This window comes from Azohydromonas lata NBRC 102462 (genome assembly GCF_001571085.1).
Lineage (GTDB): Bacteria > Pseudomonadota > Gammaproteobacteria > Burkholderiales > Burkholderiaceae_C > Azohydromonas > Azohydromonas lata.
The window spans coordinates 1-21685 of sequence record NZ_BCTC01000025.1 but is presented as its reverse complement, the minus strand read 5'-3'; the positions used below and the strand labels follow the sequence as shown (position 1 = coordinate 21685).

Genomic DNA, 21685 nt, shown 5'->3' with positions numbered 1-21685 from the left:
ATCTTGAGGAGTTGATGCCATGTCCGCCTGCCTGTCCCAGACGACCCACAGCCTTCCCTCCGCCGCCGATTTCCGCGCCGGCCTGTCATTGCTGCCCGGCGGCGTGACCGTGATCACCACCGGCGGCGAAGCCGGTCTGGCCGGCTTCACGGCCTCCGCGGTGTGCAGCGTCACCGACGCGCCGCCCACCGTGCTGGTGTGCATGAACCGCTCGTCGTTCGCGCACCGGTTCTTCACGCGCAACCAGGTGCTGTGCGTCAACGTGCTCAGCGCCGGGCAGCAGGCCTTGTCCGCCATGTTCGCCAACCGCGAGGTGTCCATGGAGCAGCGCTTCGAGCGCTGCGGCTGGCGGCGGCTGGCCACCGGCGCACCGGCGCTGGAAGGGGCGCTGGCCAACTTGGACGGCGTGATCGTCGCCACGCACGACATCGGCACGCACAGCGTGTTCATCGTCGAGCTGCGGGGCATCGTCGTGGCGGACGCCTCCAACGTGCCGCCCGGGCTGGTGTACTTCAACCGCAACTACCACGTGCTGGACCAGGCGGCATGAAGCTCGGCCTGGATGCACCGGATGCCGTGAGCATCCGCACGGCCCTGCTGGAAGGACGCCTGCGCGCGGAGGACGTGGCCCGCGCCGCCATGGAGCGCATCGCGGCCCTGGAGCCCCGCCTGCGCGCCTGGGAGGTGTTCGATCCGGCGCTGGCCCTGGCGCAGGCCCGCGGCGTGGACAGGCGCATGGCGGCCAACGAGGTGCCGGGGCTGCTGGCCGGCGTGCCCCTGGCCGTGAAGGACATCTTTGACACGGCCGACCTGCCCACCGGCCACGGCTCGCCCATCTACCGGGGCCACCGGCCGGGGGCGGATGCGCAGGCGGTGGCCGCGGCGCGGGCCGCCGGTGCCGTGGTGATGGGCAAGACCGTCACCACCGAGTTCGCCTACTTCACGCCCGGGCCGACGGCCAACCCGTGGAATCCGGATCACACGCCCGGCGGCTCCTCCAGCGGCTCGGCGGCGGCCGTGGCCAGCGGCATGGTGCCCCTGGCTTTCGGGTCGCAGACGGCGGGCTCGCTCATACGCCCGGCCTCCTACTGCGGCGTGTTCGCGCTGAAACCCACGCACGGCGCCTTCAGCCTGGCGGGCGTGAAGCCCTTTGCGCCCTCGCTGGACACGCTGGGCTGGCTGGCGCGCACGGCCGACGACCTGGAGCTGATGCGCTGCGCCCTGGCCGGGCAGCCTTGGGCCGCGCTGGAGCGCCGGCCGCCGCGCGCCTTGCGCCTGGGCGTGTGCCGCACGCACGAGGGGCAGGCGCTGGATGCCGGCGGCCTTGAGGCCTGGAACCGCGGCCTGGCCCGCCTGGAAGCGGCCGGCGTGCCGCTGCGCCGGCTGGACATGCCCGCCGACCTGGCCGGCCTCGTGCAGGTGCAAAAGACGGTGATGGCCTGGGAAGCCGCTCGCAGCCTGGCGCCGCAATGGCGCGCCCACAGGCCCCAACTGAGCCGCCCGCTGGCCGAGCTGATACAGGCGGGCCTGGACACGCCGGACAGCCGCTACGAGGAGGCGTTGGCCCAGGCGGCACGCGGCCGGCAGGCCGTGGCGCTGTTGATGCGCGACGTGGACGCCCTGCTCGTCCCTGCCGCCCCCGGCGAGGCGCCGCGCGGGCTGGCCGCTACGGGCGACCCGGTGTTCAGCCGAGTCTGGACCCTGCTGGGCCTGCCCTGCGCCAACGTGCCGGGTCTGCTTGGCCCCACGGGCCTGCCGGTGGGCTTGCAGCTGGTGGGCCACCGCGATCAGGAGCGTGCGCTGCTGGAGGCGGCGGCCTGCGTGCATGGCGCGATCGCTTGAGGGCGCCGGAGGGTGCCGCCGCGTGGAGTGGGTTGGGGTGCGCCCTCTTTCAGCCCGCCTTCCCCACCGCCTGCCAAGCCGACTTCCCGTACCAACCGGCGATCCGCTCCCCGTCCCACACCAGGCTGACATGCGCGCCCTGGACCACCGGCAACTGCACCGCCCTGGGCCGGAGCACCGCGACGCACTCGCCGCCCTCGCGGCGCACGGAGCGGTACAGCAGGCCCCAGGAGCCGGCCGCGCGCAGCTCACGCGCGAGAGCCACGGACGCGGCGTAGCTGTCCGCCGCGTGCGCGTGCGCCCATTCCGCGGCCCGAATGTCGTGCAGCGGCTGCACGATGTCGGCCACGTAGGCGCGGTAGTCCACCTCGATCGCCGGCTGCTTCGTCGCGGCGAGGAAACGGCCGCTGTGGTGGCTGACCTCCGCCACCGCCGTCTCCACGCTTTCCGCCGCGTAATACACGCCCCAGCTGCCGTCGCTGAAGCGCGAGCCGTTGCGATTGAGGTAAGTGAACGCCGCCATCACCGGCGTGCTGCCGGGGCCAACGACGCGCTCTTCCCTGGGCACCAGGTCGATTTCGCCCAATTCCTGGCGCAGCCGCGGATTGGTCAGTGCCTGCACGGCGTACACGGCGTCCAGCTCGTCGGCGGTCGCCACGTCGTCGAACAGGGAGACCGGCGGAAAGCGGCTGGGCACCAGCCGGTAGGACGGGCGCCAGGGCGGCGCGATGCAGGGCGGCAGCGTCAAGCGAAGTCCCCGCCGCGCTGCGCGTCGAGGTAGTCGGCCACCTCCTTGAGGTCCCCCACCCGGCCGCCCAGCATGCGCGAGAGCGCCGTGCCGCCGCCAAACAAGGGCGCGCTGTTGGCCTGGCGCACCCAGGCGTCGGAGCGCTCGCGTATGGGCAGCAGCACCTGCAGCGCACCGTAGATGCGGAACAGGTAGCTCAGCCGCTCGGCGGTCACGGCATCGAGCGCGGACGTCACCTGCCCGGCTTGCCAGCGGTAGAAGACCGTGCGGCTGACGCCCAGCAGGGTCTGCTTCTCCGCAGGGCTCAGGCCCCAGCGGTCAGCAATGCGGAAGAACACCGCCAAGGCCGAAGCCGCCGTCTGCGGCGAGCTCAGGCTGGCTGGTTGGGGGGCGGTAAGGGCCATGGCAGCTCACGGTAACGCCGTGATAGTACCATTTGGGACAAACAACCTTATTTTGTTCCCATCGGGAAAATCCACCCTTCAAGACGGAGCCGGCCCGGGGGCTGGGCGGCAGGCACCCCGCATCAAGCCAGGCCCGGCTGTCCGGCGTGCTGTACGCACCAGTGCGAAAACTGCTCCGCCGGCATGGGCCGGCTGATGCAGTAGCCCTGCACCTGGTCACAGGCCATGGCCGCCAGGCGGGTGAAGGTCTGCTCGTCTTCCACGCCCTCGGCGATGACCAGCAGGCGCAGGCTGTGGGCCAGGTCGATGGTGGAGTGCACGATGGCCGCAGAGTCGTTGTCGCGCTGCATGTTCCGGATGAACGACTGGTCGATCTTGATGGCGTCCACCGGCAGGCGCTGCAGGTATGACAGCGAGGAGTAGCCGGTGCCGTAGTCGTCGATGGCCAAGCGCAGCTCCAGCCGCTTGAGCTGCTGCAGCTTCTCCAGCGCGGCCACCGGGTCGAGCATCAGCGCGCTCTCGGTCAGCTCGAACTCGATCCAGTCCGGCTCGGCGCCCCAGGTGGCCAGCGCGCCTTCTATGCGTGCCAGCAGCTTGGGGTCGTGCAGGTCGCGCGCGGAAAGGTTCACCGACAGCGGCTGTGTCCTGCCCTGCTGGCGCCAGGCATAGCAGTGGCGCAGCGCCGATTCCAGCATCCAGTAGGTCAGCGGCGTGATGAGCCCGGTCTGCTCGGCCAGGCCGATGAACTCGCCCGGGTTCACCTCTCCCAGGCGGGCATGCTGCCAGCGCACGAGCGCTTCAGCGCCGCAGACCTCGCCGGACGCGATCTTGAGCTTGGGCTGGCAGTACAGCCGCAACTCGTCGTGCTCGATGGCGCCCCGCAGCGCGCCCATGAGCTCCAGGCGCTGGGCGCACTCCCGGTCGAACCCGCTTCTGAAGAGTTGCAACGCGGCGCCCGTGGCGCGGGCTTGCGTGAGCGCGATGCCGGCCCGGCGCATGAGCACGCCGGCGTCCGTCGCATGCCCGGGGAACAGGCTGATGCCCGCGCTGGAGCGCGCATCGAGCAGCACGCCCGCGACATCGACCGGCGCGTCCAGGGCGCCCAGGAGCTGCTGCGCCCGCTGCGTGGCCTGCTCGGCGCCCGCGCGCGGCAGCAGGACGGCGAACTCCGCATCGGTCAGCCGTCCGAGGGTGCCGGTGCCGCCAAGCAGGTGCTGCAGCCGTTGCGCGACGGCCTGCACCAGCTTGTCCACCTCCAGACTGCCCAGCGTCTCGTTGATTTCCTGAAGATGCGCCATGCCGATGCGCACGAAGGCCAGCGACCGCTGCTCGCCGCGCGCGGCCTCAATGGCTTCGGCCACCAGCTGGCACATGCGCGCCCGGTTGGGCAGCCCAGTCACGGGGTCGAAATACGCCATGCGCCTGATCGTTTCCTCGGCGGCCTGGGCCTTGAGGCGCTGCCGCAACGCGCCCAGGCCATAGCCGAGGTCGGCGACGGTGGCCATGAGCAGCTCGACCTCCTGTTCGTTGAACCCATCGGTCTCCACCGCCAGGATCTGCACCGACCCCGCCAGCTCGCCCTCGATATGCAAGGGCAGGGTCACGAGCGACCCGTACCCGCGCCGGCGCGCCTCCTCGCGAAACGGGTAGGCCGGGTTGTGGGTCACGTCGTGCATGACCAGGGGGCGGGCCACGTCGAAGCAGGCCGACATGGTGCGGCCGATTTTCGAAGCGGTCATGCTGCGCCGCAGGGCCAGGAAACCTTCCTCGAAGCCGGCGTGCGCCATGGGGCGCACCGTGCGCGCCTCGTCGGCCTCGATGTAGCCCACCCAGGCCAGCCGGTAGCCGCAGTCCTCGACGGCCACGCGGCAGATTTCCTGCAGCAGCGCTGTCTCGTCCTGCGCCTGCGCCAGCGCCCGGTTGACGGCCGCGCGCGTGCGCAGCGCCCGGTTGAGGCGCAGCACCTCGGCCTCGGCCTGATCGCGCCGCTGGCGCAGGCGCAGGAACTCCAGGCCGAACGCGACGTCGTCGGCCACCTCCTTGAGCACCTGGCGCTCCTCGGCGCCAAAGGCATCGGCCTCCGGCGCGCCTATGGTCAAAGCCCCGAACAGCGCGCCGTCGATGTGCAGCGGCAGCCCAAGCACCGAGCCAAGCCCGTGGCGGCGCGCGAAGTCGCGCCACAGGGCGGGATAACTTTCAGCCTGCACGTCATTGATCAGGCACTCGGCACCGGTGCGCATGGCCGTGCCGGTGGCACTGCGGTCGCGCTCGGCATCGCTGGACCACAGGGCCCTGACCTCCGCATCGGCTATGCCGCGCCCGGCATGCGCCAGCGGCGTGAAGCCCAGCTTCCCATCACCCTCGGCACGGCCGATGCGGGCCAGGGCGTAGCCGCCATCCTCGACCACGACGCGGCAGATTTCCTGCAGCAGCGCCGCCTCCTCCCGGGCGCGCAAGAGGGCCCGATTGCAGCCGCTGAGCGTGCGCAGCGCACGCTCCAGCCGCTGTTGCCCGTGGTGGTCGGAGCGATGGGTTTCCATGGCCATGCCTGCAGGAGAACAGAGAGGCATCGCTGTACTCCTTCCCGGGCCCGTCGTCACCTCCCGTCAATGCAATGAACGTGAGGCGCCGTCACGATCGGCGGTCGCTGGACCCCTTCAAGGCATGCCCGCCGCCGCTTCAGTCAAACGCCGTGCGCAGTTGCTGCGAGATGCCCTCCACGCACACCTCCAGCAACAGCTTGCCCTTGGCCGCGGAGGCCGGCTTGGCCGAGGAGAGGCAGCCGCTGCAGGGCGTCCATTGCGGCTTGGTCGGGAAGACGTCATAAGGCGGGAACGTGGCGGGCTCCTGGTCCACCGCCTTGCTCATGTCCACGAGCTGGGGGTGCAGGTGCAGCATCAACGAGGTCTCCAGCACCCCGCCGTGCTCCACGGCCCAGCCCGGGAAGCCGTAGGGGTAGATCGCACGGATGGTGTCCTCGGTGACGAAGTCCCAGTAGGACAGCACCACGACCTTGAAGTCGTGGATGCCTTCCCAGCGCAGCTCGCGCAGCGCCAGGTCCACGCCCTCGACGATGAACATGGAGTTCTCGAAGTGGCCGTTGACCATGGCCACCTGGCGCACCCCGTGGCGGGCGAACTCCTTGAGCACGTCCTTGATGGTGCTGGTGAGCGTCAGCCCGTCCAGGCTGGTGGTGCCCGGCATGTGGTTGCCGCCACCGCTCTTTTGCTGCGACTTGTAGCCATAGGCGATGGCCGGGGCCACCAGCGCGCCGATGTTTCGGGCCACCCGCTCGGCCATCGCCGTGGGCAGCAGCACGTCCGGGTTCATGGACATGTGCGGCCCGTGCTGCTCCAGCGCCCCAATGGGCAGCAGCACCACGGTGCGGCCGTGCTTCACCTTCTCGTCGTACACCGGCCAGCTCAGCTCGGCAATGTGGACGCTGTCCATTCAAGACTCCTTGTCAATACTCGCGAAGAGCAGATTTCAAATATGGATCGACCGATATTCCAGCCATCCGGCCATCAGGCTGATTTACGGGAAACGCCCGCCTGGATATTCAGGGACGACGGCCGCTGCCGGTAGCGGCGGGCATATTTGCGGCCCAGCAGGTAATACAGGCTCGCGGCGCTGCCGCCGCCGGCCAGCCAGGACAGGTCCACCCCGCCCATGGCCTTTGCAACCGGCCCCTGGAACAGCGGAATGATCCCGTACATGAACATATAGGTGCAGACCAGCCCGCCTGCAAAGGCCACCAGCGCCGCGGGATTGAAGCGGTCCATGTGCCTGGATTCCGCCCCTTCAAACAGGAAATCGAAATTCCGGGTGTTGCGCTCAAAAATAAAGCAGTGCACGGCCATGATGCCGCCCCAGGTGGCCACCCAGGCGACGATGGACACCAGCCAGGCATCCAGCGCATGGGCGAAGTTTTCCTGCTTCATGAAGAACATGACCGCGACCATCGCAAAAATGCCGACCAGTATGGAGAGCTTTTGCCGCGATACCTTGATGTCCATGGCCTGCGCGGCCACGCCGAAGGTGTAGAGATTGATGATATTGGTGGCAATGGGGCCGTGCACCACCAGTGCCAGCACCGGAATCGCCAGCACGCCGAAATTGTCGACGATCAGCGCGCCGGGGTCGGCGCTGCCGTTCTTGGTGGCCAAACTCGCGCCCAATATGCCCAGCCACACGACCGGAATGAATTGGCCCAGCGTGCTGGCAATGTAGAGGCGGGTTTTGGGCACGGCATTCGAGACGAAGCGCGAGTAGTCCGGCGCGTAGGTGAACCAGCCTATGCCCCAGCCTATGCCTATGGCCGTCATCACGCCGCTCATGGCGGCCAGGCGCGGCATGCCGGTGAGCACCTTGTCGGCGGGGCCGGCGTAGGACCAGTCGATGTCGAACTGCGTCCAGGCCACGAGGCTCATGAGCACGAGCACCAGCACCGTGGGCGGCACCGTCCATTTCTCGAAGGCCGCAATGGCACGGTAGCCGAGATAACAAATGACGACCTGGATGGTCATGATGGTGGCCGCGGTGGACAAACGCCACCAGAAATTCTCGGCGGCCGGGTCCACCCAGCCGATTTTCCCGAACAGCGCCATCACCAGGTCGAGAATGATCCAGGTATTCACCGCCGTCCAGCCCACGGCCAGCGTGGCCTGTATGGCGGCGGGCAAATAAGCGCCCTTGCGGCCAAACGCGGCGCGGGACAGCACCATGCCGGTCACGCCGGTTTTCTGCCCCAGCAGGACAAAGGCGCCGAAACCAATCATGCCGACCAGGTTGCCCAGCACCAGCACCGTCACCGTGTCGGCCAGCGACAGGCCCAGATTGATGCCCAATGCGCCCAGTATCCAGTTGATGGGCGCCACGTTGGCGCCCGACCATATCCAGAACTGGCCCCAGACGCTTTTGGTCCGCCGGCTCTCGGGAATGGGCTGCAGCATCTCTTCGAGATCGTCCGCGCCGCTGCTCTGACTGCTCATTGGGTTTGTCTCCGAATAGATATATGCCACTCATTCAGCCGCAGGAATTCGAATATCCGTGCGGCCTGACGGCTGCATGCGTTTATTGATATTTTTCTAATTAATGGCTTGCCGTCGGGGCCGGGCGAATGGTCTTGAATATGTCCATGGGTCGTCTCCGGTGGGGGTCAAGGGTGACGCCATGGTGTGGTGGCGGCGCCCTGGACGCTTTGCCGCTGCGCCATGGCGCTTCCCGTCTGCGACAGGCGGCGCTGGCGTTTTCCCCCTCCGGGCTACTGCCTAGACTTTTCATCCGGCATGCGCAAAGCGGAAAAGCCCACGGCGGCTCCTGCGGAACCGCCGTGGGCTGTGGGTGCCTGAATGCTGGGCTTGTGGCTTCAAGGGCCGCACGGCGCGGACGGGCCGCCGCGGCCTGGGCCGCTCGCCCTTAAGCCTTCACGCGCGCCATGCGTGCCAGGGGCTTGCTCTCGTCCTCGTCCAGCGCGCGCTGCAACTTGAAATCGAAGCGCACGCGGGTGAACGGCGCGTTCACGCCCAGCGACTCGTAGCCTTGCGGCGGCGTGCCGGGCTCCAGCGTCAGGACCAGGCCGTCGCGCGTGGCGAAGGCGAAGTCGTCGTCGATGAAGGTGTCGCCGGGCAGGTTGACCTGCGTGGTCAGCAGCCGCTGCCCCGGCGCGGCGATCAGGAAGTGGATGTGCGCCGGCCGGTTGCCATGGCGGTCCAGGGCGTCGAACAGCTCGGCGGTGGGGCTGCCCGGCGGAATGGCGTAGCCCGGCGGCAGGAAGCTGCGAAAGCGGTAGCGGCCCTGCGCGTCGGTCTCGATGCGGCGGCGCAGCGCGTAGGGCGGCTGCTCGGGGTCAAAGTGCGAGTAGCGGCCTTGCTCGTTGGCGTGCCACACGTCCACCAGGGCGCCGGCCACGGGCTGGCCCTGCTCGTCCAGCACGCGGCCCTCCATCACCAGCACCTCGCCGCGCGGCTCGCCCTCGTCCAGCCGCGTCTCGTAGCGGCTCAACGGCGCGCCGGCGATGTACAGCGGCCCCTCGATGGCGCGCGGCGTGCCCTCGGCGCGGCCGGCGCGGCGGTCGGCCTCGTCGGCGCGGATGTCCAGCAGCCGGTCGAAGCCCAGGCCGGCCGTGATCAGGCCCATCTGCCCGCTGGCGCCCAAGCGGCTGAGCCAGTCGGTGGCGGCCCAGAACTCGTCGGCGTTCACGTCCAGCTCGTCGATGGTGCGGAACAGGTCGGCCACGATGCGTGCCGTGATCTGGCGCACGCGCTCGTTGCCCTGGCCCTCGGCGCGGCGCGTGGTGTTGACGCGTTCCAGCAGTTGCTGCACGGTGAATTCGTTGGCGCTCATGGCGTTGTCTCCTCGGTGTTCAATCGTTGCGCGGTCAGCGGTCGTCGGCATGGATGGACGAGGCGTGGCGGCACAGCGCCTGGACCTCGATGTCCATGTAGGGGAACAGCGGCAGGCGCGAGAGCGTGTCGTGCAGCTCGTCGGGGCCGCTCACGTCGAACACGCTCACGTTGGCGTAGCGCCCGGCGATGCGCCACAGGTGGCGCCATTTGCCAGCGCGCTGCAGCTCCTGCGCCATGGCCTTCTCGCGGGCCTTGAGCTCATCGGCCTGCGCGGCGGGCATGTCGTGCGGCAGGCGCACGGTCATCTGGACATGAAACAGCATCGTGGTCACTCCTGGGTAATGTTCGAGTCGTGCTTGGGTCGTGCTTGGGTCTTGCCGGCGCGTTCAGGCCACGGCCACCTGCACGCGCTCGCGGTCGCGGCGGTAATGGGCCAGCTTGTCCTCGTCCAGCCGCAGGCCCAGTCCCGGGCCCTGCGGCACTTGCAGCTCGAAGTCGCGGTAGACGGGACGCTGCAGCACCACGTCGTCCTTGAGCAGCAGCGGGCCGAACAGCTCCGTGCCCCAGCGCAGTTGCGGGCAGGCGGCAAAGGCGTGCGCCGCGGCGATGCTGCCCACGCTGCCTTCGAGCATGGTGCCGCCGTACAGGCCCACGCCCGCGGCCTCGCCCACCGCCGCGGTGCGCAGCGTGGCCAGCAGCCCGCCGGCCTTGGAAATCTTCAAGGCGAAGACGTCGGCCGCGCCTTCCGCGGCCAGCTCCAGCGCGTCCTCGGGGCCGTTGAGGGACTCGTCGGCCATGATGGGCACGTCAAAGCGCTGGGCCAGCCGGCGCAGCGCCTGGCGGTGGCGGCGCGGCACGGGCTGCTCGACCAGGCCCACGCCGGCGTCCTCCAGCGCGGCGATGGCGCGCGTGGCGGTGGCCTCGTCCCAGGCCTGGTTCACGTCCACGGTGATGAGCACGTCGGCGCCCAGGGCCTGCTTAATGCGCGCAACGTGGGCGACGTTGGCGTCCGGGTCGCCGCGGCCGATCTTGAGCTTGAAGACGCGGTGGCGGCGCTGCTCGATGAGCGACAGCGCCTCCTCGATGTCGCGGCCGCTGTCGCCGCTGGCCAGCGTCCACAGCACCGGCAGCGAGGTGCGCACCGCGCCGCCCAGCAGCGCGTGCACGGGCTGGTCCAGGCGCTGGCCCAGGGCGTCGAACAGCGCCGTCTCTATCGCCGACTTGGCATAGGACTGGCCCTGCACCTGCTTGCCCGCCAGCGCCATGGCGGCGTTGACGTTGCCCGCGTCCTGGCCGATGAGCAGCGGCGCCAGGTAGGCATCGATGGCCAGCTTGGTGCTCTCCGGGCTCTGGTCGCCATAGGCCAGGCCGCCGATGCTGGTGGCCTCGCCGATGCCGGTGATGCCGTCGCTGCAGCGCAGCTTGACGATGACGAGCGTCTGCCGGTGCATGGTCGTCATGGCCAGCTGGTGGGCCCGTATGGTGGGCAGGTCCACCAGGACGGCCTCCATGGAAACAATGGTTGCGGGTTTCATGCCGGGTATTGCGTGGGGGATGTCCACATGTTCGGCGCCAGGGAGCTCGGCGTCCAATATCGTTGGCATCCTTCGCGATACCCCAAAGGTATCGTTCCCCGGTACAAACCCCATGATCGAGCTGAGACACCTGCGCTACTTCGAGGCCGTGGCCACCGAGATGAACTTCAGCCGCGCCGCCGAGCGGCTGCACATCGCCCAACCGCCGCTGAGCCGCCAGATACAGCAACTGGAAGAGGCGCTGGGCGCGCAGTTGCTGGACCGCAAGGCGCGCCCCATGCAGCTCACGCCGGCGGGGCGCTTTTTCCTGGAGCAGACGGTGCAGGTGCTGGGCCGGCTGGCCGAGGTGGGCGAGGCGACGCGGCGCATCGCGCAGGGGCAGCGCGCGTGGTTCGGCATCGGCTTCGTCCCGTCCACGCTGTACGGGCTGCTGCCGGAGCTCATCCGGCGCTTTCGCGCGGATCACCCGGAGGTGGAGGTGAGCCTGTCGGAGCTGACCACGGTGCAGCAGGCCGACGCGCTCAAGGCCGGGCGCATCGACGTGGGCTTTGGCCGCCTGCCCCTGGGCGACCCCGACATCCAGGCCGAGACGGTGCTGGAAGAGGCCGTGGTGGCCGCCCTGCCCGCGCGCCACGCGCTGCTGCGCCACGAGCGGCTGAGCCTTGCACTGCTGGCCGAGGAGCCGCTGGTGCTGTACCCGGCGCGGCCGCGGCCCAGCTACGCGGACCAGGTGCTGCAGATGTTCCGCGGTCACGGCCTGGCCCCGCGCGTGGCCATGGAGGCCAACGAGCTGCAAACGGCCATTGGCCTGGTGGCCGCGGGCCTGGGCGTGGCGCTGGTGCCGGAGTCGGTGCGCCGGCTGCACCGCGACGACGTTGACTACCGGCCCGTGGCCGAGGCCGGCGTGGTCTCGCCGGTGATCATGAATTTCAGGAGAGGCGACCGCTCGGCGCTGCTTGGGCACTTCAAGGAGCTGGTCAGCAGCCGGGGGTGAGGCCCGCCACCCGCCCGCGCGCTGCGCCGCCATGGAGGCCTCGGCGCGGCAGCATGGCTGCTGATGCGGTCGGCCACCGTTGAGTCACTGCGAACCGGTGCGCGGCGGCGGTGTGTCGTGGGAAATCGGGCGCCAACGCGGCGCCCTTGGTGAAATGACGCCGCTGCATTGGCACAGGCCCAACAGCCTGGGGCTCGCTTATCGACGCTGGTAGACAACGCCCTGAACCAAGACTTGATCGGGCTCCGGCGCCTCGTCAAAACGCTTATGCGCCTCGGCAATGGCGGCCTGGTTTTCGTTCGCCCAGTTGACCAGCGCCATGACAGGCTTCAACAGCGTTCTTCCCATGTCAGTGAGCTCGTAATCGACGCGCGGAGGAATCGTCGGATACATCGTTCGCGTGACCAGTCCGTCGCGTTCCAGTCCGCGCAACGTCAGCGTCAGCATCCGCTGGGAAATGCCGTCGATGCCGCGCTTCAATTCGTTGAAGCGCCGCGAGCCATTGGCCAGCACGGCCACGATGTAGAGGCTCCACTTGTCGCCGATGCGATCCAGGATTTCACGGGTTGCCAGACAGCCGCCAGCGTCAGGTGCAGGCATATCGGCAGGTAGCTCGCTGTGACCAGGTGACATGCATGTGCCTTCTTGTAGGGGAAGGGAAGGAACCTTACGATCCTCTGTATGAATTGGTAAGTCAGAATCAATTTTTGACTCAGTTCTCATTTTATACCTAGAAACATCATGAGCCATACTCTGCTGGTTACTTCCAGTCCGCGCGGGGCTGACAGCCTTTCCAGCCGCTTTGCCACCGAAATCGCCGAAGGCATTCAGGCCCGCTTGGGCGGCCCGCTGACCGTGCGCGACCTCGCGGCAAATCCGCCGCCGCACATCACGCCGGCCTACATCCAAGGCCGGATCAGGTCGGCCGAAGATCACACGCCGGAACAGGTCGAGGCGGTGAAGTTCGCCCAAGCGTTCGTAGATGAGTTGAAGGTCGCCGACGTGATCGTGCTCGGTTCGGCCATGATCAATTTCGGTCTGCCCTCACAGCTCAAGGCGTGGTTCGATCACGTCACTTGGCCAGGCGTCACTTTCAGCTATGGCGACGCCGGGCCGAAAGGACTGCTGACCGGCAAGAAGGTCTATCTCGTGACCGCTGCTGGCGGCGTGTTCTCGGAAGGTGCCTGGGCACCGTTCGACTTTCAGACCAACTATTTGCTGCACCTGCTCGGTTTCATCGGCCTGACCGATGTTGAAGTGGTGCGCGTCGAAGGCACGGTTTTCGGCCCCGATGCGGTGAAGGCCGCCATCGCCAATGCCGAAACGGCCATCAAGGCCTTGCTGGCAAAGGCCGCGTGACCTCATCGCCGGGAAAAAGACCATCGCGCTACTCGGCGCGACCGGGCCGACAGCAAGGCACCTCATCGAGGAAGCCTTGAAAGAAGGATGCGCCGCGCGCGCCGCGCCGCCTTGGGCGGCTCAGCGCGGCAGCATGGCGCTGATGCGCTCGGCCACCGCCTGCAGCGCAGGCAGACAGGCCTTTTGCATCTGCGCGGCGGTCTGCCGCTGCGCCGGGCTGCTGACGTTGATGGCGGCCATCACGCGGCCGCCGCGGTCCTTGATGGGCACGGCCAGCGACATCAGGCCCAACTGCAGCTCCTCGTTGACCAGCGCGTAGCCCTGGCGCCGCACCTGCGACAGCGTGGCCAGCAGTTTCTCCGGGTCGGTGATGGTGCGCGGCGTCAGCGGCTCCAGCACCAGGGTGCCCACGCGCGCCTCGCGCTGCTCCTCGGCCAGCCCGGCCAGCAGCACGCGGCCCATGGAAGTGCAGTGCGCCGGCAGCCGCGAGCCCACGCCCAGGTTGATGGACATGATCTTCTCCATGGGCACGCGCAGCACGTAGACGATGTCGGCCCCGTCCAGCACCGCCGCCGAGGTGGACTGCTTGAGCTGCTGCGTGAGCTCCTCCATCAGCGGCTGCGCCAGGTGCCACCAGGGCTGCGCGCTCAGGTAGGCAAAGCCCAGCTCCATCACCTTGGGCGTGAGGCGGAACTGCCGCCCGTCCTGCTCCACGTAGCCCAGCGTCTGCAGCGTCAGCAGGATGCGCCGCGCCCCCGCGCGCGTGAGGCCCGCGCGCTGCGCGGCCTCGGACAGCGTCTGCGCCGGCGCCTGCGCGCCGAAGCTGCGCAGCACCTCCAGCCCGCGCGCGAAGGACTGCACGTAGCCGTCGCCGGGTTTCAACGCCTCGCCCGCGTCCGCGTGCGCCGCGTCTGGCGCATCTTCCGCCTGAGGGTCCTGCTCCGCCTGTTGCGCTCTCTTGCCCGCCATCGTTTTCCGCTCCAAAGGCCGAGGTAAAGCCACACGGCCGCGCCGCCATGGCCTTGACAGGCCGGCACCGCGTCCTTAGCCTGCGCACCTCAGTTGTTCTTATTACGAACCAATGTTCGCTATTAGAACATAAGCCCGGCCGGCACTCAAGGGGCCGGCACCCGTGTGTTCCTTCGCTGGCCGGCTGCGGCCGGCCCATCCAGAGAGCAGTTCCATGATCGACAAAATCGTGCCTGATGCGGCGGCGGCCCTGGCGGACATCCGCGACGGCGCCACCGTCATGATCGGCGGCTTCGGCACGGCCGGGCAGCCCAACGAGCTCATAGACGCGCTGATAGACACCGGCGCGCGCGAGCTGGTCATCGTCAACAACAACGCCGGCAACGGCGACACGGGGCTGGCGCGGCTGCTCTCGCTCAAGCGGGTGCGCAAGATCATCTGCTCCTTCCCGCGCCAGGCCGACAGCCACCATTTCGACGCGCTCTACCGCGCCGGCGAGATCGAGCTGGAGCTGGTGCCGCAGGGCAACCTGGCGGAGCGCATCCGCGCCGCGGGCGCCGGCATAGGCGGCTTCTTCACGCCCACGGGCTACGGCACGGCGCTGGCGCAGGGCAAGGAAACGCGCGAGATCAACGGCCGCCACTACGTGCTGGAGTCGCCCATCCACGCCGACTACGCGCTCATCAAGGCGGAAAAAGGCGACCGCTGGGGCAACCTGACCTACCGCATGACGGCGCGCAACTTCGGTCCGATCATGGCCATGGCCGCCAGGACCACGGTGGCCACCGTGCACGAGATCGTGGAGCTGGGCCGGCTGGACCCGGAAGCCGTCGTCACGCCGGGGCTGTTCGTCCAACGCGTCGTCCTCGTCGACCGCGTCGCCACCGCCGCCGGCGGCTTCAAGCAGGCCGCCTGAGCCAGGAATACGACCATGAGCGCACAAGCCACCCCCGTGAAAGTCTCTCCCCCCGCCACGCGCTGGACGCGCGAGCAGATGGCGCAGCGCGTCGCGCGCGACATCCCTGACGGCGCCGTCGTCAACCTGGGCATCGGCTTGCCCACCGCGGTTGCCAACCACCTCTCGGCCGACAAGGAAGTGGTGCTGCACTCCGAGAACGGCGTCATCGGCATGGGCCCGGCGCCGGCCGCGGGCGAGGAGGACTTCGACCTCATCAACGCCGGCAAGCAGCCCGTGACGCTGCTGCCCGGCGGCTGCTTCTTCCACCACGCCGACAGCTTCGCGATGATGCGCGGCGGCCACCTGGACATCTGCGTGCTGGGCGCCTTCCAGGTCTCGGCGCAGGGTGACCTGGCCAACTGGCACACCGGCGCGCCGGACGCCATTCCCGCCGTGGGCGGCGCCATGGACCTGGCCATAGGCGCGAAGAAGACCTTCGTGATGATGGAGTACCTGACCCGCGACGGGCAGGCCAAGCTGGTGAGCGCGTGCAGCTACCCGCTCACGGGCCTGGGCTGCGTGAGCCGCCTCTACACGGACCTGGCCGTCATCGACCTGGCCGGCGGCGAGGCCACCGTCATCGAGCTGGCCCCCGGCCTCACCCTGCGCGACCTGCAGGCGCTCACGCCCGGCGTGACGCTGCGCCAGGCCTGAGCTTCACAAGCCCTGCGAAAGACACCCCCATGAGCACCCACGCCTACATCTGCGATGCACTGCGCACACCCTTCGGCCGCTACGGCGGCAGCCTGTCTTCCGTGCGGGCCGACGACCTCGGCGCCGTGCCCCTCAAGGCCCTGGCCGCGCGGCACCCCGGCCTGGACTGGGAAGCCTTCAGCGACGTGATCTACGGCTGCGCCAACCAGGCCGGCGAGGACAACCGCAACGTGGCGCGCATGTCGCTGCTGCTGGCGGGCCTGCCCCTGTCGCTGCCCGGCAGCACCGTCAACCGCCTGTGCGGCTCCGGCATGGACGCCATCGGCACGGCCGCGCGCGCCATCAAGGCCGGCGAGGCGCAGCTGATGCTCGCCGGCGGCGTGGAGAGCATGAGCCGCGCGCCCTTCGTGATGCCGAAAGCCACGTCCGCCTTCAGCCGCGACAACGCCGTCCACGACACCACCATAGGCTGGCGCTTCGTCAACAAGCTGATGAAGGAGCGCTACGGGGTGGACTCCATGCCGGAGACGGCGGAGAACGTGGCGCAGCAGTTCGGCATCAGCCGCGAGGACCAGGACCGCATGGCGCTGGCGTCGCAGATGAAGGCAGTGGCGGCGCAGGAAGCGGGCTTCTTCGACGCCGAGATCACGCCGGTGGCCGTGCCGCAGAAGAAGGGCGACCCCGTGCTGGTGGGCCAGGACGAGCATCCGCGCCAGACCAGCCTGGAGGCGCTGGCCAAGCTCAAGGGCGTGGTGCGCCCGGACGGCAGCGTCACGGCCGGCAACGCGTCGGGCGTCAATGACGGTGCCTGCGCGCTGATCCTGGCCTCGGAGGCCGCCGCGGCGCGCCACGGCCTGGTGCCGCGCGCGCGCGTCGTGGGCATGGCCACGGCCGGGGTGGAGCCGCGCATCATGGGCATAGGCCCGGCACCGGCCACGCAAAAGGTGCTGCAGCTCACCGGGCTGCAGCTCTCGCAGATGGACGTGATCGAGCTCAACGAGGCCTTCGCGGCGCAAGGCCTGGCGGTGCTGCGCCAGCTCGGCCTGCGCGACGATGACCCGCGCGTGAACCCCAACGGCGGCGCCATCGCGCTGGGCCACCCGTTGGGCGCCAGCGGCGCGCGGCTGGTGACCACGGCCGTCAACCAACTGCAGCGCACGGGCGGCCGCTACGCGCTGTGCACCATGTGCATAGGCGTGGGCCAGGGCATCGCGCTGATCGTCGAGCGCGTGTGAGGCGGGGGGCTTTCATGGACGGCCTCACCCGCAGCGCCCCGCGCCTGCATTACGTGCTGGAAGGCCCGGGCGACGGCCGGGCCGCGCGGCGCACCTTCGTGCTGGCCCATGCCCTGGGCTGCGACCTGACGATGTGGGACGCGCTGGCCGCGCACCTGGCCGCACACGCCCGCGTGCTGCGCTACGACCAGCGCGGCCATGGCCGCAGCCCGGCGCCGGGGGGGCCGTACACCGTGGCCGAGCTGGCCGACGACGCGGCGCGGCTCATCGACGAGCTGGAGCTGGGCGCCGTCACCTGGATAGGCCTGTCCATGGGCGGCATGGTGGGCCAGGAGCTGGCGCTGCGGCACCCGCACAAGGTGCAGGCGCTGGTGCTGGCCAACACCACGTCCGGCTATCCGGCCGAAGCGCGCGCCGGGTGGGCGCAGCGCATTGCCGGCGTGCGCGCGGGCGGGCTGGAAGCCATCGTGGACGGGGCGCTGCAGCGCTGGTTCCATGCCGGCTTCCACGCCGAGCAGCCCCGGGCCGTGGCGCACTGGCGCGAGCGCGTGCTGGGCTGCGACCGCGCCGCCTACATCGCCTGCTGCGAAGCCATTCGCGACGTGGACACCACCGCGCGGCTGCCAGGCATCGGTGTGCCCACGCTGGTCATCGGCGGCGAGCTGGACCAGGGCACGCCGCCGGAGATGGCCTACACCATCGCGCGCGCCATCTCCGGCGCGCGGCTGGTGGTGTTGCGCGAGGCCTCGCACCTGAGCGTGCTGGAACAGCCCGCGGCGTTCATGCAGGCGCTGGACGATTGGCTGGCATCGCTGCGGGGCTGACGTCCTGCTGCCCGGGAGTGGCGGACCCGACACGCATTCAAACCTTGAACGCGAGCCACCCCGGGGCTTTTACCAAGCGCGCTTCTTATGCTCGCCGATGAGCGCCTTGAACAGGCCGAGCATGAGCACGAACATCAGCGCCATGAAAGGCAAGCCCAGCGCAATGGCACCCGCTTGTGCCGCCTTCAGCGCGTCATCGCCACCCACGATGAACAAGACCAGCGTCACCACACCGACCACGGCTGCCCAGACAACCTTTTGAAATCCGCTGGTGGTCTCCTTGCCGCCTGAGGCCAGCGTGTCGACCACCAGACAGCCGGAATTGACCGAGGTCACCATGAATATGGCCAGCAGTATCACGGCCAAAAAGGAGGTCAGTTGGGCGAAAGGCAGTGCCTCCAGGAACCAGAACAGGGTCAGCGTGACGTCCTTGATACCGCCCGCGAGCTCGCCCACGCCACTTTCAGCCTGATGAATGGCGGCGCCGCCAAATGCAGTCATCCAGAGCAAGGCCACCAGGGTGGGCGCAATCATGACCGAGATCACGATTTGCCGGACCGTGCGGCCCCGCGAAATACTGGCGATGAACATGCCGACAAAAGGCGCCCAACTGGCCCACCAGGCCCAATAGAAAACCGTCCAACCGCGAAACCACTCCGAGTCTTTTCGGCCGGCCCAATTTGCCAGGGGAATGAAATACTCGGCGTAATCCACGGTGGTCGAGCCCAGGCCGGCGATAAAGCTCACGACGCCGGCGCCGATGATCACGAAAATGAGCAGGCCGAGCGCCAACGCCATATTGATGTTGCTCAGCAGCTTGATGCCGGCATGCATGCCCGCTCCCACCCCCAGCGCCGACAGCACGGAGACGAAGACGATGAAACCCGCCTGCATCGCAAATGAGTTGGGCGTGCCAAACACATGATGCATGCCGGCCGCCGCCTGCATGGCACCCAGGCCCAGCGAGGTAGACAGGCCAAACGTGGTCAGGAGAATCGTGAAGATATCCACCACATGGCCTATCCACCCCTTGTGGGCCGCGCCGATCAGCGGCTCAAGACCTGACCTCAGAGAGTTTTGAAGCCCACGGTTGTAGGCAAAATAACCAATGATCAATGCGACGATGCAGTAAACAGCCCAGGGATGCAGCCCCCAGTGAAACAGCGTCGCACCCATCGCCGCATGCACGGCCTCCGGCGTTTCCTTCGGAACATTGAGAGGCGTATGGCTCCAGCCCGTGTAATAGGCCAGCGGCTCAGCCACACCCCAGAACAACAGGCCGACGCCCATACCGGCCGCAAACAGCATCGAGAAATAGGAAACGATTCCGTATTCCGGCCTGGTTTCGCCACGGCCTATCCGCACATTGCCCGCGGGCGACAGCACAAGCAAGAGGCAAAAGGCAACGAAGGCGTTGCCGGCGATGATATAAAACCAGTCAAAATTGACGATGGTCCAGTCTTTTGCCTTGTTAAGAAAGTGCCCGGCGCTGGCTGGATCCGAAACCGAATAAATTACCAAAGCCACGATCATGAGCACCGCGGCCGGACATACGATGCGGTGGACATCCAGACCTAATATTTGAATATTCTCGTTGGATGCCACCGCACTGCGGTGTGGAGGGCGCGTCTTGATTCGTGCCGATACTTTTGCGTCCATGCTGTCTCCTAAAGATCTTCTTTGGCGCGAATCCGGCCATCCTCGTATTCTTGAAAAGAGGGGCACGGTCCTTTCGCTTGCATTTGGCAACTCGCGTCCAAAATGCTGGCCAAGTAGTTATCCCGTCCGCTTGCAAGTGACGGGGAAGGACATCGTTGGGGCATTAGATGAGCATCCCATCGAGCTTTGCGCAGTTCGCACGACATCGACTTGCTCAAAAACGACGACCGGGTTTTGCCCGGTCATGCCCAGGCGGAACACGCAGGCGCGCGCGTGCCCGCCCCGCGCGGGTCAGCAGGGCCGAGCGAAACGGCTGAAGCCGCGGGAAGCTTCAGTGCGGCAACGGCTGCCGGTGCAACACCACCGGCAGCCCGCAGGAGAACTTCTCGCGAAGCTCAAAAACTTCCCGTCTGAGCTGCGCGAGCGTGACCTCGCCCAAGGCCGCTCTGCGTTCAAGCTCGGCAAAGGCCCGCTGGTACTCCACGGACACACCGTTGGTCTCTGTCATGGGACGCTCCTTACTGCTCCATGGCCGCATGCATCCGGCCCAAATTCATACGCAACTACAGGGACGAGGTGACGTGCGCAAACGCCGTCGCGCGAGCCGGCGACACCTGCGCCGGACCATCGCCTTCGCGAGAAGGCTCCGCGCCTGCCTGGCAGGCGTCGAACCAGGGTGACGGCGCCGTGGCAAAGCGCGCCTTCAATCTGCACTCGGCCAATTCCGAGCCCGCGTCGCTGTCGAGCACGATGCCGGCGCCCACGCCAAGCCTGGCCTCTCTCATGCCCTGCATCTCAGGACCCAGGGTCAGTGTGCGGATGGCGACCGACAGGCAAAAATCCCCGCAACGGCGCCCGTCGGCGGGCCGCTCCAGCCAGCCAATGCTTCCGGTGTAGAGGCCGCGCGGCGTTGATTCCAGCGCCTCGATAAGTTTCATCGTCTGGAGCTTGGGCGCCCCGGTGATGGACCCGCAGGGGAAGGTGGCCCGCAGTACGTCCGCAAATCCAACGTCCGGCCGCACTGCCGCTTGCACCGTGGACGTCATCTGGAACACCGATGCATGGGACTCGACGTCAAACAGTGCCGGCACCCGCACGGAGCCCGGCACGGCCATGCGGCCCATGTCGTTGCGCAGCAGGTCCACGATCATCAGGTTCTCGGCCCGATTCTTCACGTCCAGGGCCAGCCACCGTGCCATGGCCCTGTCGTCTTCAGCGTTCGGACACCGGGGCGCCGTGCCCTTCATCGGCTGCGCCGTGATCACGCCCGCCGCATGGCGCAGGAAGAGCTCCGGCGAGCACGACAGCACGAAATCGACGTCACCGCCCGCAGGCAGTGCCAGGAACGCTCCATAGCGCACCGGCTGCCGGGAGCGGAGCTGGCTGTAAATCCTCGCCGGCGTGCCTACGGCCTGGCCGCAGAGCCTGTAGGTGAAGTTGACCTGGTAGGTCTGCCCTTCGCGGATGGCCTGGTGAATGGCGTCCACGGCGCCGTGGAACGCCGCCTCGTCCAGGCTCTCGCGCCACAAGGCCACGCCGGCTTGTCCCGTTGTGCCCGCCTGTCCCACCGCGCTCGCCATCCATTGATCCGCCTGCTCTCTGGACAAGAGCGCCATGTCCGAGAACATCAGCAGCCTGAGCGCCGAGCCGCCATCGCAACCCGTGTCCGCCCCCACCCGTCCACCAGGACGCTGCAGCTTGACGCCCCACTCGTAGTCCGCAAGCACGACGGCGTGCAGGCCCGCAGCCATGTCGCTGTCCACGGCGGCCATCACCTCGTCCAGCTTCGCCGGATCGGTGCAGCGGTGCTCGCGCACGAAGCCGCCATACAGCCGGCTTGAAGGACGCCCTGGCGTGGCGCCGCAGTCGTCGAGCAAGGCGAAAGGGGGGTGGACCATGGTGAGGCGGTGTGGGCAGGGATCAACGCCGGCCAGCCATGCCGGGCCCTTCGCGAAAACCTGCGCTCATGGTGTGCGGCATCTTCTCAATGATCATTTAGATGCTTCAGGCAACCAAAAAGCAATGGATGCACGGCGGTTTTCACGGGCCACCTGAAACAGCAGGTTGGCAACAAGTGCCCATGGCTGACCTTGAAAACAAGCATGCATGGACAGTTTCGGTTGCTGAAATCAGTGGCTTGGCTGCACCAGGGCCAGC

21 protein-coding genes are annotated in these 21685 nt (G+C 68.1%); 8 read left to right on the top strand and 13 right to left on the bottom strand.

Annotated elements, in window-relative coordinates; genetic code table 11:
• The first annotated feature begins 19 nt into the window (after positions 1-19).
• Positions 20-550 carry a flavin reductase gene (locus ALA01S_RS11340; protein WP_066336125.1) on the top strand — a complete coding sequence of 177 codons (531 nt, stop codon included), beginning with the start codon at positions 20-22 and terminating at the stop codon, positions 548-550.
• On the top strand, positions 547-1842 hold the full coding sequence (locus ALA01S_RS11335) for an amidase (RefSeq protein WP_066336123.1): 1296 nt from the start codon (positions 547-549) through the stop codon (positions 1840-1842). Before ALA01S_RS11340 ends, ALA01S_RS11335 begins: the two co-directional genes overlap by 4 nt.
• A 49-nt stretch (positions 1843-1891) precedes the next feature.
• Here ALA01S_RS11335 and ALA01S_RS11330 read toward each other — a convergent pair whose 3' ends face one another.
• The 8 genes from ALA01S_RS11330 to ALA01S_RS11295 all read right to left on the bottom strand — a co-directional run bounded on the left by ALA01S_RS11330 (position 1892) and on the right by ALA01S_RS11295 (position 10876).
• Positions 1892-2590, bottom strand: a complete 699-nt coding sequence (locus ALA01S_RS11330; protein WP_066336120.1) for an RES family NAD+ phosphorylase — start codon at positions 2588-2590, stop codon at positions 1892-1894.
• Entirely contained in the window at positions 2587-2994 is a 408-nt protein-coding gene (locus ALA01S_RS11325; protein WP_066336117.1) for an antitoxin Xre-like helix-turn-helix domain-containing protein, read from the bottom strand. The genes ALA01S_RS11330 and ALA01S_RS11325 overlap by 4 nt, the downstream gene beginning before the upstream one ends.
• Positions 2995-3116: 122 nt before the next feature.
• Positions 3117-5534 (bottom strand): bifunctional diguanylate cyclase/phosphodiesterase, encoded by a 2418-nt coding sequence (locus ALA01S_RS11320; RefSeq protein WP_084267453.1) that lies wholly within the window; start codon positions 5532-5534, stop codon positions 3117-3119.
• Positions 5535-5673: 139 nt separating this feature from the next.
• Positions 5674-6444 (bottom strand): creatininase, encoded by a 771-nt coding sequence (locus ALA01S_RS11315; protein ID WP_066336113.1) that lies wholly within the window; start codon positions 6442-6444, stop codon positions 5674-5676.
• A gap of 74 nt (positions 6445-6518) precedes the next feature.
• Positions 6519-7985: a purine-cytosine permease family protein gene (locus tag ALA01S_RS11310; protein ID WP_218011452.1), complete on the bottom strand. Its 1467-nt coding sequence runs from the start codon at positions 7983-7985 to the stop codon at positions 6519-6521.
• Positions 7986-8412: 427 nt separating this feature from the next.
• Positions 8413-9339, bottom strand: coding sequence for a dioxygenase family protein (locus ALA01S_RS11305; RefSeq protein WP_066336110.1), 927 nt, complete (start codon positions 9337-9339; stop codon positions 8413-8415).
• A gap of 34 nt (positions 9340-9373) precedes the next feature.
• A complete protein-coding gene (gene catC / locus ALA01S_RS11300; RefSeq protein ID WP_066336107.1) occupies positions 9374-9664 on the bottom strand; it encodes a muconolactone Delta-isomerase in 291 nt (96 codons plus the stop codon).
• Between the two features lie 63 nt (positions 9665-9727).
• The gene (locus ALA01S_RS11295; protein WP_066336106.1) at positions 9728-10876 is read right to left on the bottom strand and encodes a muconate/chloromuconate family cycloisomerase; all 1149 of its coding nucleotides are present in this window, start codon (positions 10874-10876) and stop codon (positions 9728-9730) included.
• A gap of 115 nt (positions 10877-10991) precedes the next feature.
• Here ALA01S_RS11295 and ALA01S_RS11290 point away from each other — a divergent pair, with 115 nt between their 5' ends.
• Positions 10992-11870 carry a LysR family transcriptional regulator gene (locus tag ALA01S_RS11290; RefSeq protein ID WP_066336237.1) on the top strand — a complete coding sequence of 293 codons (879 nt, stop codon included), beginning with the start codon at positions 10992-10994 and terminating at the stop codon, positions 11868-11870.
• A 198-nt stretch (positions 11871-12068) separates the two neighbouring features.
• Here the strand turns inward: ALA01S_RS11290 and ALA01S_RS11285 are convergent, their stop codons facing one another.
• Positions 12069-12503, bottom strand: a complete 435-nt coding sequence (locus ALA01S_RS11285) for a winged helix-turn-helix transcriptional regulator (RefSeq protein WP_066336103.1) — start codon at positions 12501-12503, stop codon at positions 12069-12071.
• 108 nt (positions 12504-12611) lie between these two features.
• Here ALA01S_RS11285 and ALA01S_RS11280 point away from each other — a divergent pair, with 108 nt between their 5' ends.
• The gene (locus ALA01S_RS11280) at positions 12612-13229 is read left to right on the top strand and encodes an FMN-dependent NADH-azoreductase (protein WP_066336095.1); all 618 of its coding nucleotides are present in this window, start codon (positions 12612-12614) and stop codon (positions 13227-13229) included.
• Positions 13230-13349: 120 nt separating this feature from the next.
• Here ALA01S_RS11280 and ALA01S_RS11275 read toward each other — a convergent pair whose 3' ends face one another.
• The gene (locus ALA01S_RS11275; RefSeq protein ID WP_084267448.1) at positions 13350-14198 is read right to left on the bottom strand and encodes an IclR family transcriptional regulator domain-containing protein; all 849 of its coding nucleotides are present in this window, start codon (positions 14196-14198) and stop codon (positions 13350-13352) included.
• 214 nt (positions 14199-14412) lie between these two features.
• Between ALA01S_RS11275 and ALA01S_RS11270 the strand changes: the two genes are divergently transcribed.
• Genes ALA01S_RS11270 through pcaD form a run of 4 tightly spaced genes read left to right on the top strand, consistent with a single transcriptional unit; the run spans position 14413 to position 17869 of the window.
• A complete protein-coding gene (locus ALA01S_RS11270; protein WP_066336092.1) occupies positions 14413-15114 on the top strand; it encodes a 3-oxoacid CoA-transferase subunit A in 702 nt (233 codons plus the stop codon).
• A gap of 15 nt (positions 15115-15129) precedes the next feature.
• Positions 15130-15810, top strand: a complete 681-nt coding sequence (locus tag ALA01S_RS11265; RefSeq protein WP_066336089.1) for a 3-oxoacid CoA-transferase subunit B — start codon at positions 15130-15132, stop codon at positions 15808-15810.
• Positions 15811-15839: 29 nt separating this feature from the next.
• On the top strand, positions 15840-17045 hold the full coding sequence (gene pcaF / locus ALA01S_RS11260) for a 3-oxoadipyl-CoA thiolase (RefSeq protein ID WP_066336086.1): 1206 nt from the start codon (positions 15840-15842) through the stop codon (positions 17043-17045).
• 14 nt (positions 17046-17059) lie between these two features.
• Entirely contained in the window at positions 17060-17869 is an 810-nt protein-coding gene (gene pcaD / locus ALA01S_RS11255) for a 3-oxoadipate enol-lactonase (protein WP_066336085.1), read from the top strand.
• A 69-nt stretch (positions 17870-17938) separates the two neighbouring features.
• On the opposite strand, the gene ALA01S_RS11250 is transcribed toward pcaD, so the two are convergent.
• The 3 genes from ALA01S_RS11250 to ALA01S_RS11245 all read right to left on the bottom strand — a co-directional run bounded on the left by ALA01S_RS11250 (position 17939) and on the right by ALA01S_RS11245 (position 21426).
• Complete coding sequence (locus ALA01S_RS11250; protein ID WP_084267447.1) at positions 17939-19528, bottom strand: BCCT family transporter; 1590 nt, start codon at positions 19526-19528, stop codon at positions 17939-17941.
• Between the two features lie 331 nt (positions 19529-19859).
• A complete protein-coding gene (locus tag ALA01S_RS32875) occupies positions 19860-20036 on the bottom strand; it encodes a hypothetical protein (RefSeq protein ID WP_157118928.1) in 177 nt (58 codons plus the stop codon).
• Between the two features lie 55 nt (positions 20037-20091).
• Entirely contained in the window at positions 20092-21426 is a 1335-nt protein-coding gene (locus ALA01S_RS11245; protein WP_066336083.1) for an anthranilate synthase component I family protein, read from the bottom strand.
• Positions 21427-21685: the final 259 nt, after the last annotated feature.

Excerpts from the sequence above, each read along its gene's own strand:
- ALA01S_RS11285 (WP_066336103.1), bottom strand. The coding sequence starts at position 12,503 with ATGTCACCTGGTCACAGCGAGCTACCTGCCGATATGCCTGCACCTGAC.
- ALA01S_RS11295 (WP_066336106.1), bottom strand. The coding sequence starts at position 10,876 with ATGAAACCCGCAACCATTGTTTCCATGGAGGCCGTCCTGGTGGACCTG.
- ALA01S_RS32875 (WP_157118928.1), bottom strand. The coding sequence starts at position 20,036 with ATGACAGAGACCAACGGTGTGTCCGTGGAGTACCAGCGGGCCTTTGCC.
- ALA01S_RS11275 (WP_084267448.1), bottom strand. The coding sequence starts at position 14,198 with ATGGCGGGCAAGAGAGCGCAACAGGCGGAGCAGGACCCTCAGGCGGAA.
- ALA01S_RS11270 (WP_066336092.1), top strand. The coding sequence starts at position 14,413 with ATGATCGACAAAATCGTGCCTGATGCGGCGGCGGCCCTGGCGGACATC.
- pcaF (WP_066336086.1), top strand. The coding sequence starts at position 15,840 with ATGAGCACCCACGCCTACATCTGCGATGCACTGCGCACACCCTTCGGC.
- ALA01S_RS11245 (WP_066336083.1), bottom strand. The coding sequence starts at position 21,426 with ATGGTCCACCCCCCTTTCGCCTTGCTCGACGACTGCGGCGCCACGCCA.
- ALA01S_RS11305 (WP_066336110.1), bottom strand. The coding sequence starts at position 9,339 with ATGAGCGCCAACGAATTCACCGTGCAGCAACTGCTGGAACGCGTCAAC.
- ALA01S_RS11325 (WP_066336117.1), bottom strand. The coding sequence starts at position 2,994 with ATGGCCCTTACCGCCCCCCAACCAGCCAGCCTGAGCTCGCCGCAGACG.
- ALA01S_RS11265 (WP_066336089.1), top strand. The coding sequence starts at position 15,130 with ATGAGCGCACAAGCCACCCCCGTGAAAGTCTCTCCCCCCGCCACGCGC.
- ALA01S_RS11280 (WP_066336095.1), top strand. The coding sequence starts at position 12,612 with ATGAGCCATACTCTGCTGGTTACTTCCAGTCCGCGCGGGGCTGACAGC.
- ALA01S_RS11315 (WP_066336113.1), bottom strand. The coding sequence starts at position 6,444 with ATGGACAGCGTCCACATTGCCGAGCTGAGCTGGCCGGTGTACGACGAG.
- ALA01S_RS11340 (WP_066336125.1), top strand. The coding sequence starts at position 20 with ATGTCCGCCTGCCTGTCCCAGACGACCCACAGCCTTCCCTCCGCCGCC.
- pcaD (WP_066336085.1), top strand. The coding sequence starts at position 17,060 with ATGGACGGCCTCACCCGCAGCGCCCCGCGCCTGCATTACGTGCTGGAA.
- ALA01S_RS11250 (WP_084267447.1), bottom strand. The coding sequence starts at position 19,528 with ATGGACGCAAAAGTATCGGCACGAATCAAGACGCGCCCTCCACACCGC.
- ALA01S_RS11310 (WP_218011452.1), bottom strand. The coding sequence starts at position 7,985 with ATGAGCAGTCAGAGCAGCGGCGCGGACGATCTCGAAGAGATGCTGCAG.
- ALA01S_RS11335 (WP_066336123.1), top strand. The coding sequence starts at position 547 with ATGAAGCTCGGCCTGGATGCACCGGATGCCGTGAGCATCCGCACGGCC.
- catC (WP_066336107.1), bottom strand. The coding sequence starts at position 9,664 with ATGCTGTTTCATGTCCAGATGACCGTGCGCCTGCCGCACGACATGCCC.
- ALA01S_RS11320 (WP_084267453.1), bottom strand. The coding sequence starts at position 5,534 with ATGGAAACCCATCGCTCCGACCACCACGGGCAACAGCGGCTGGAGCGT.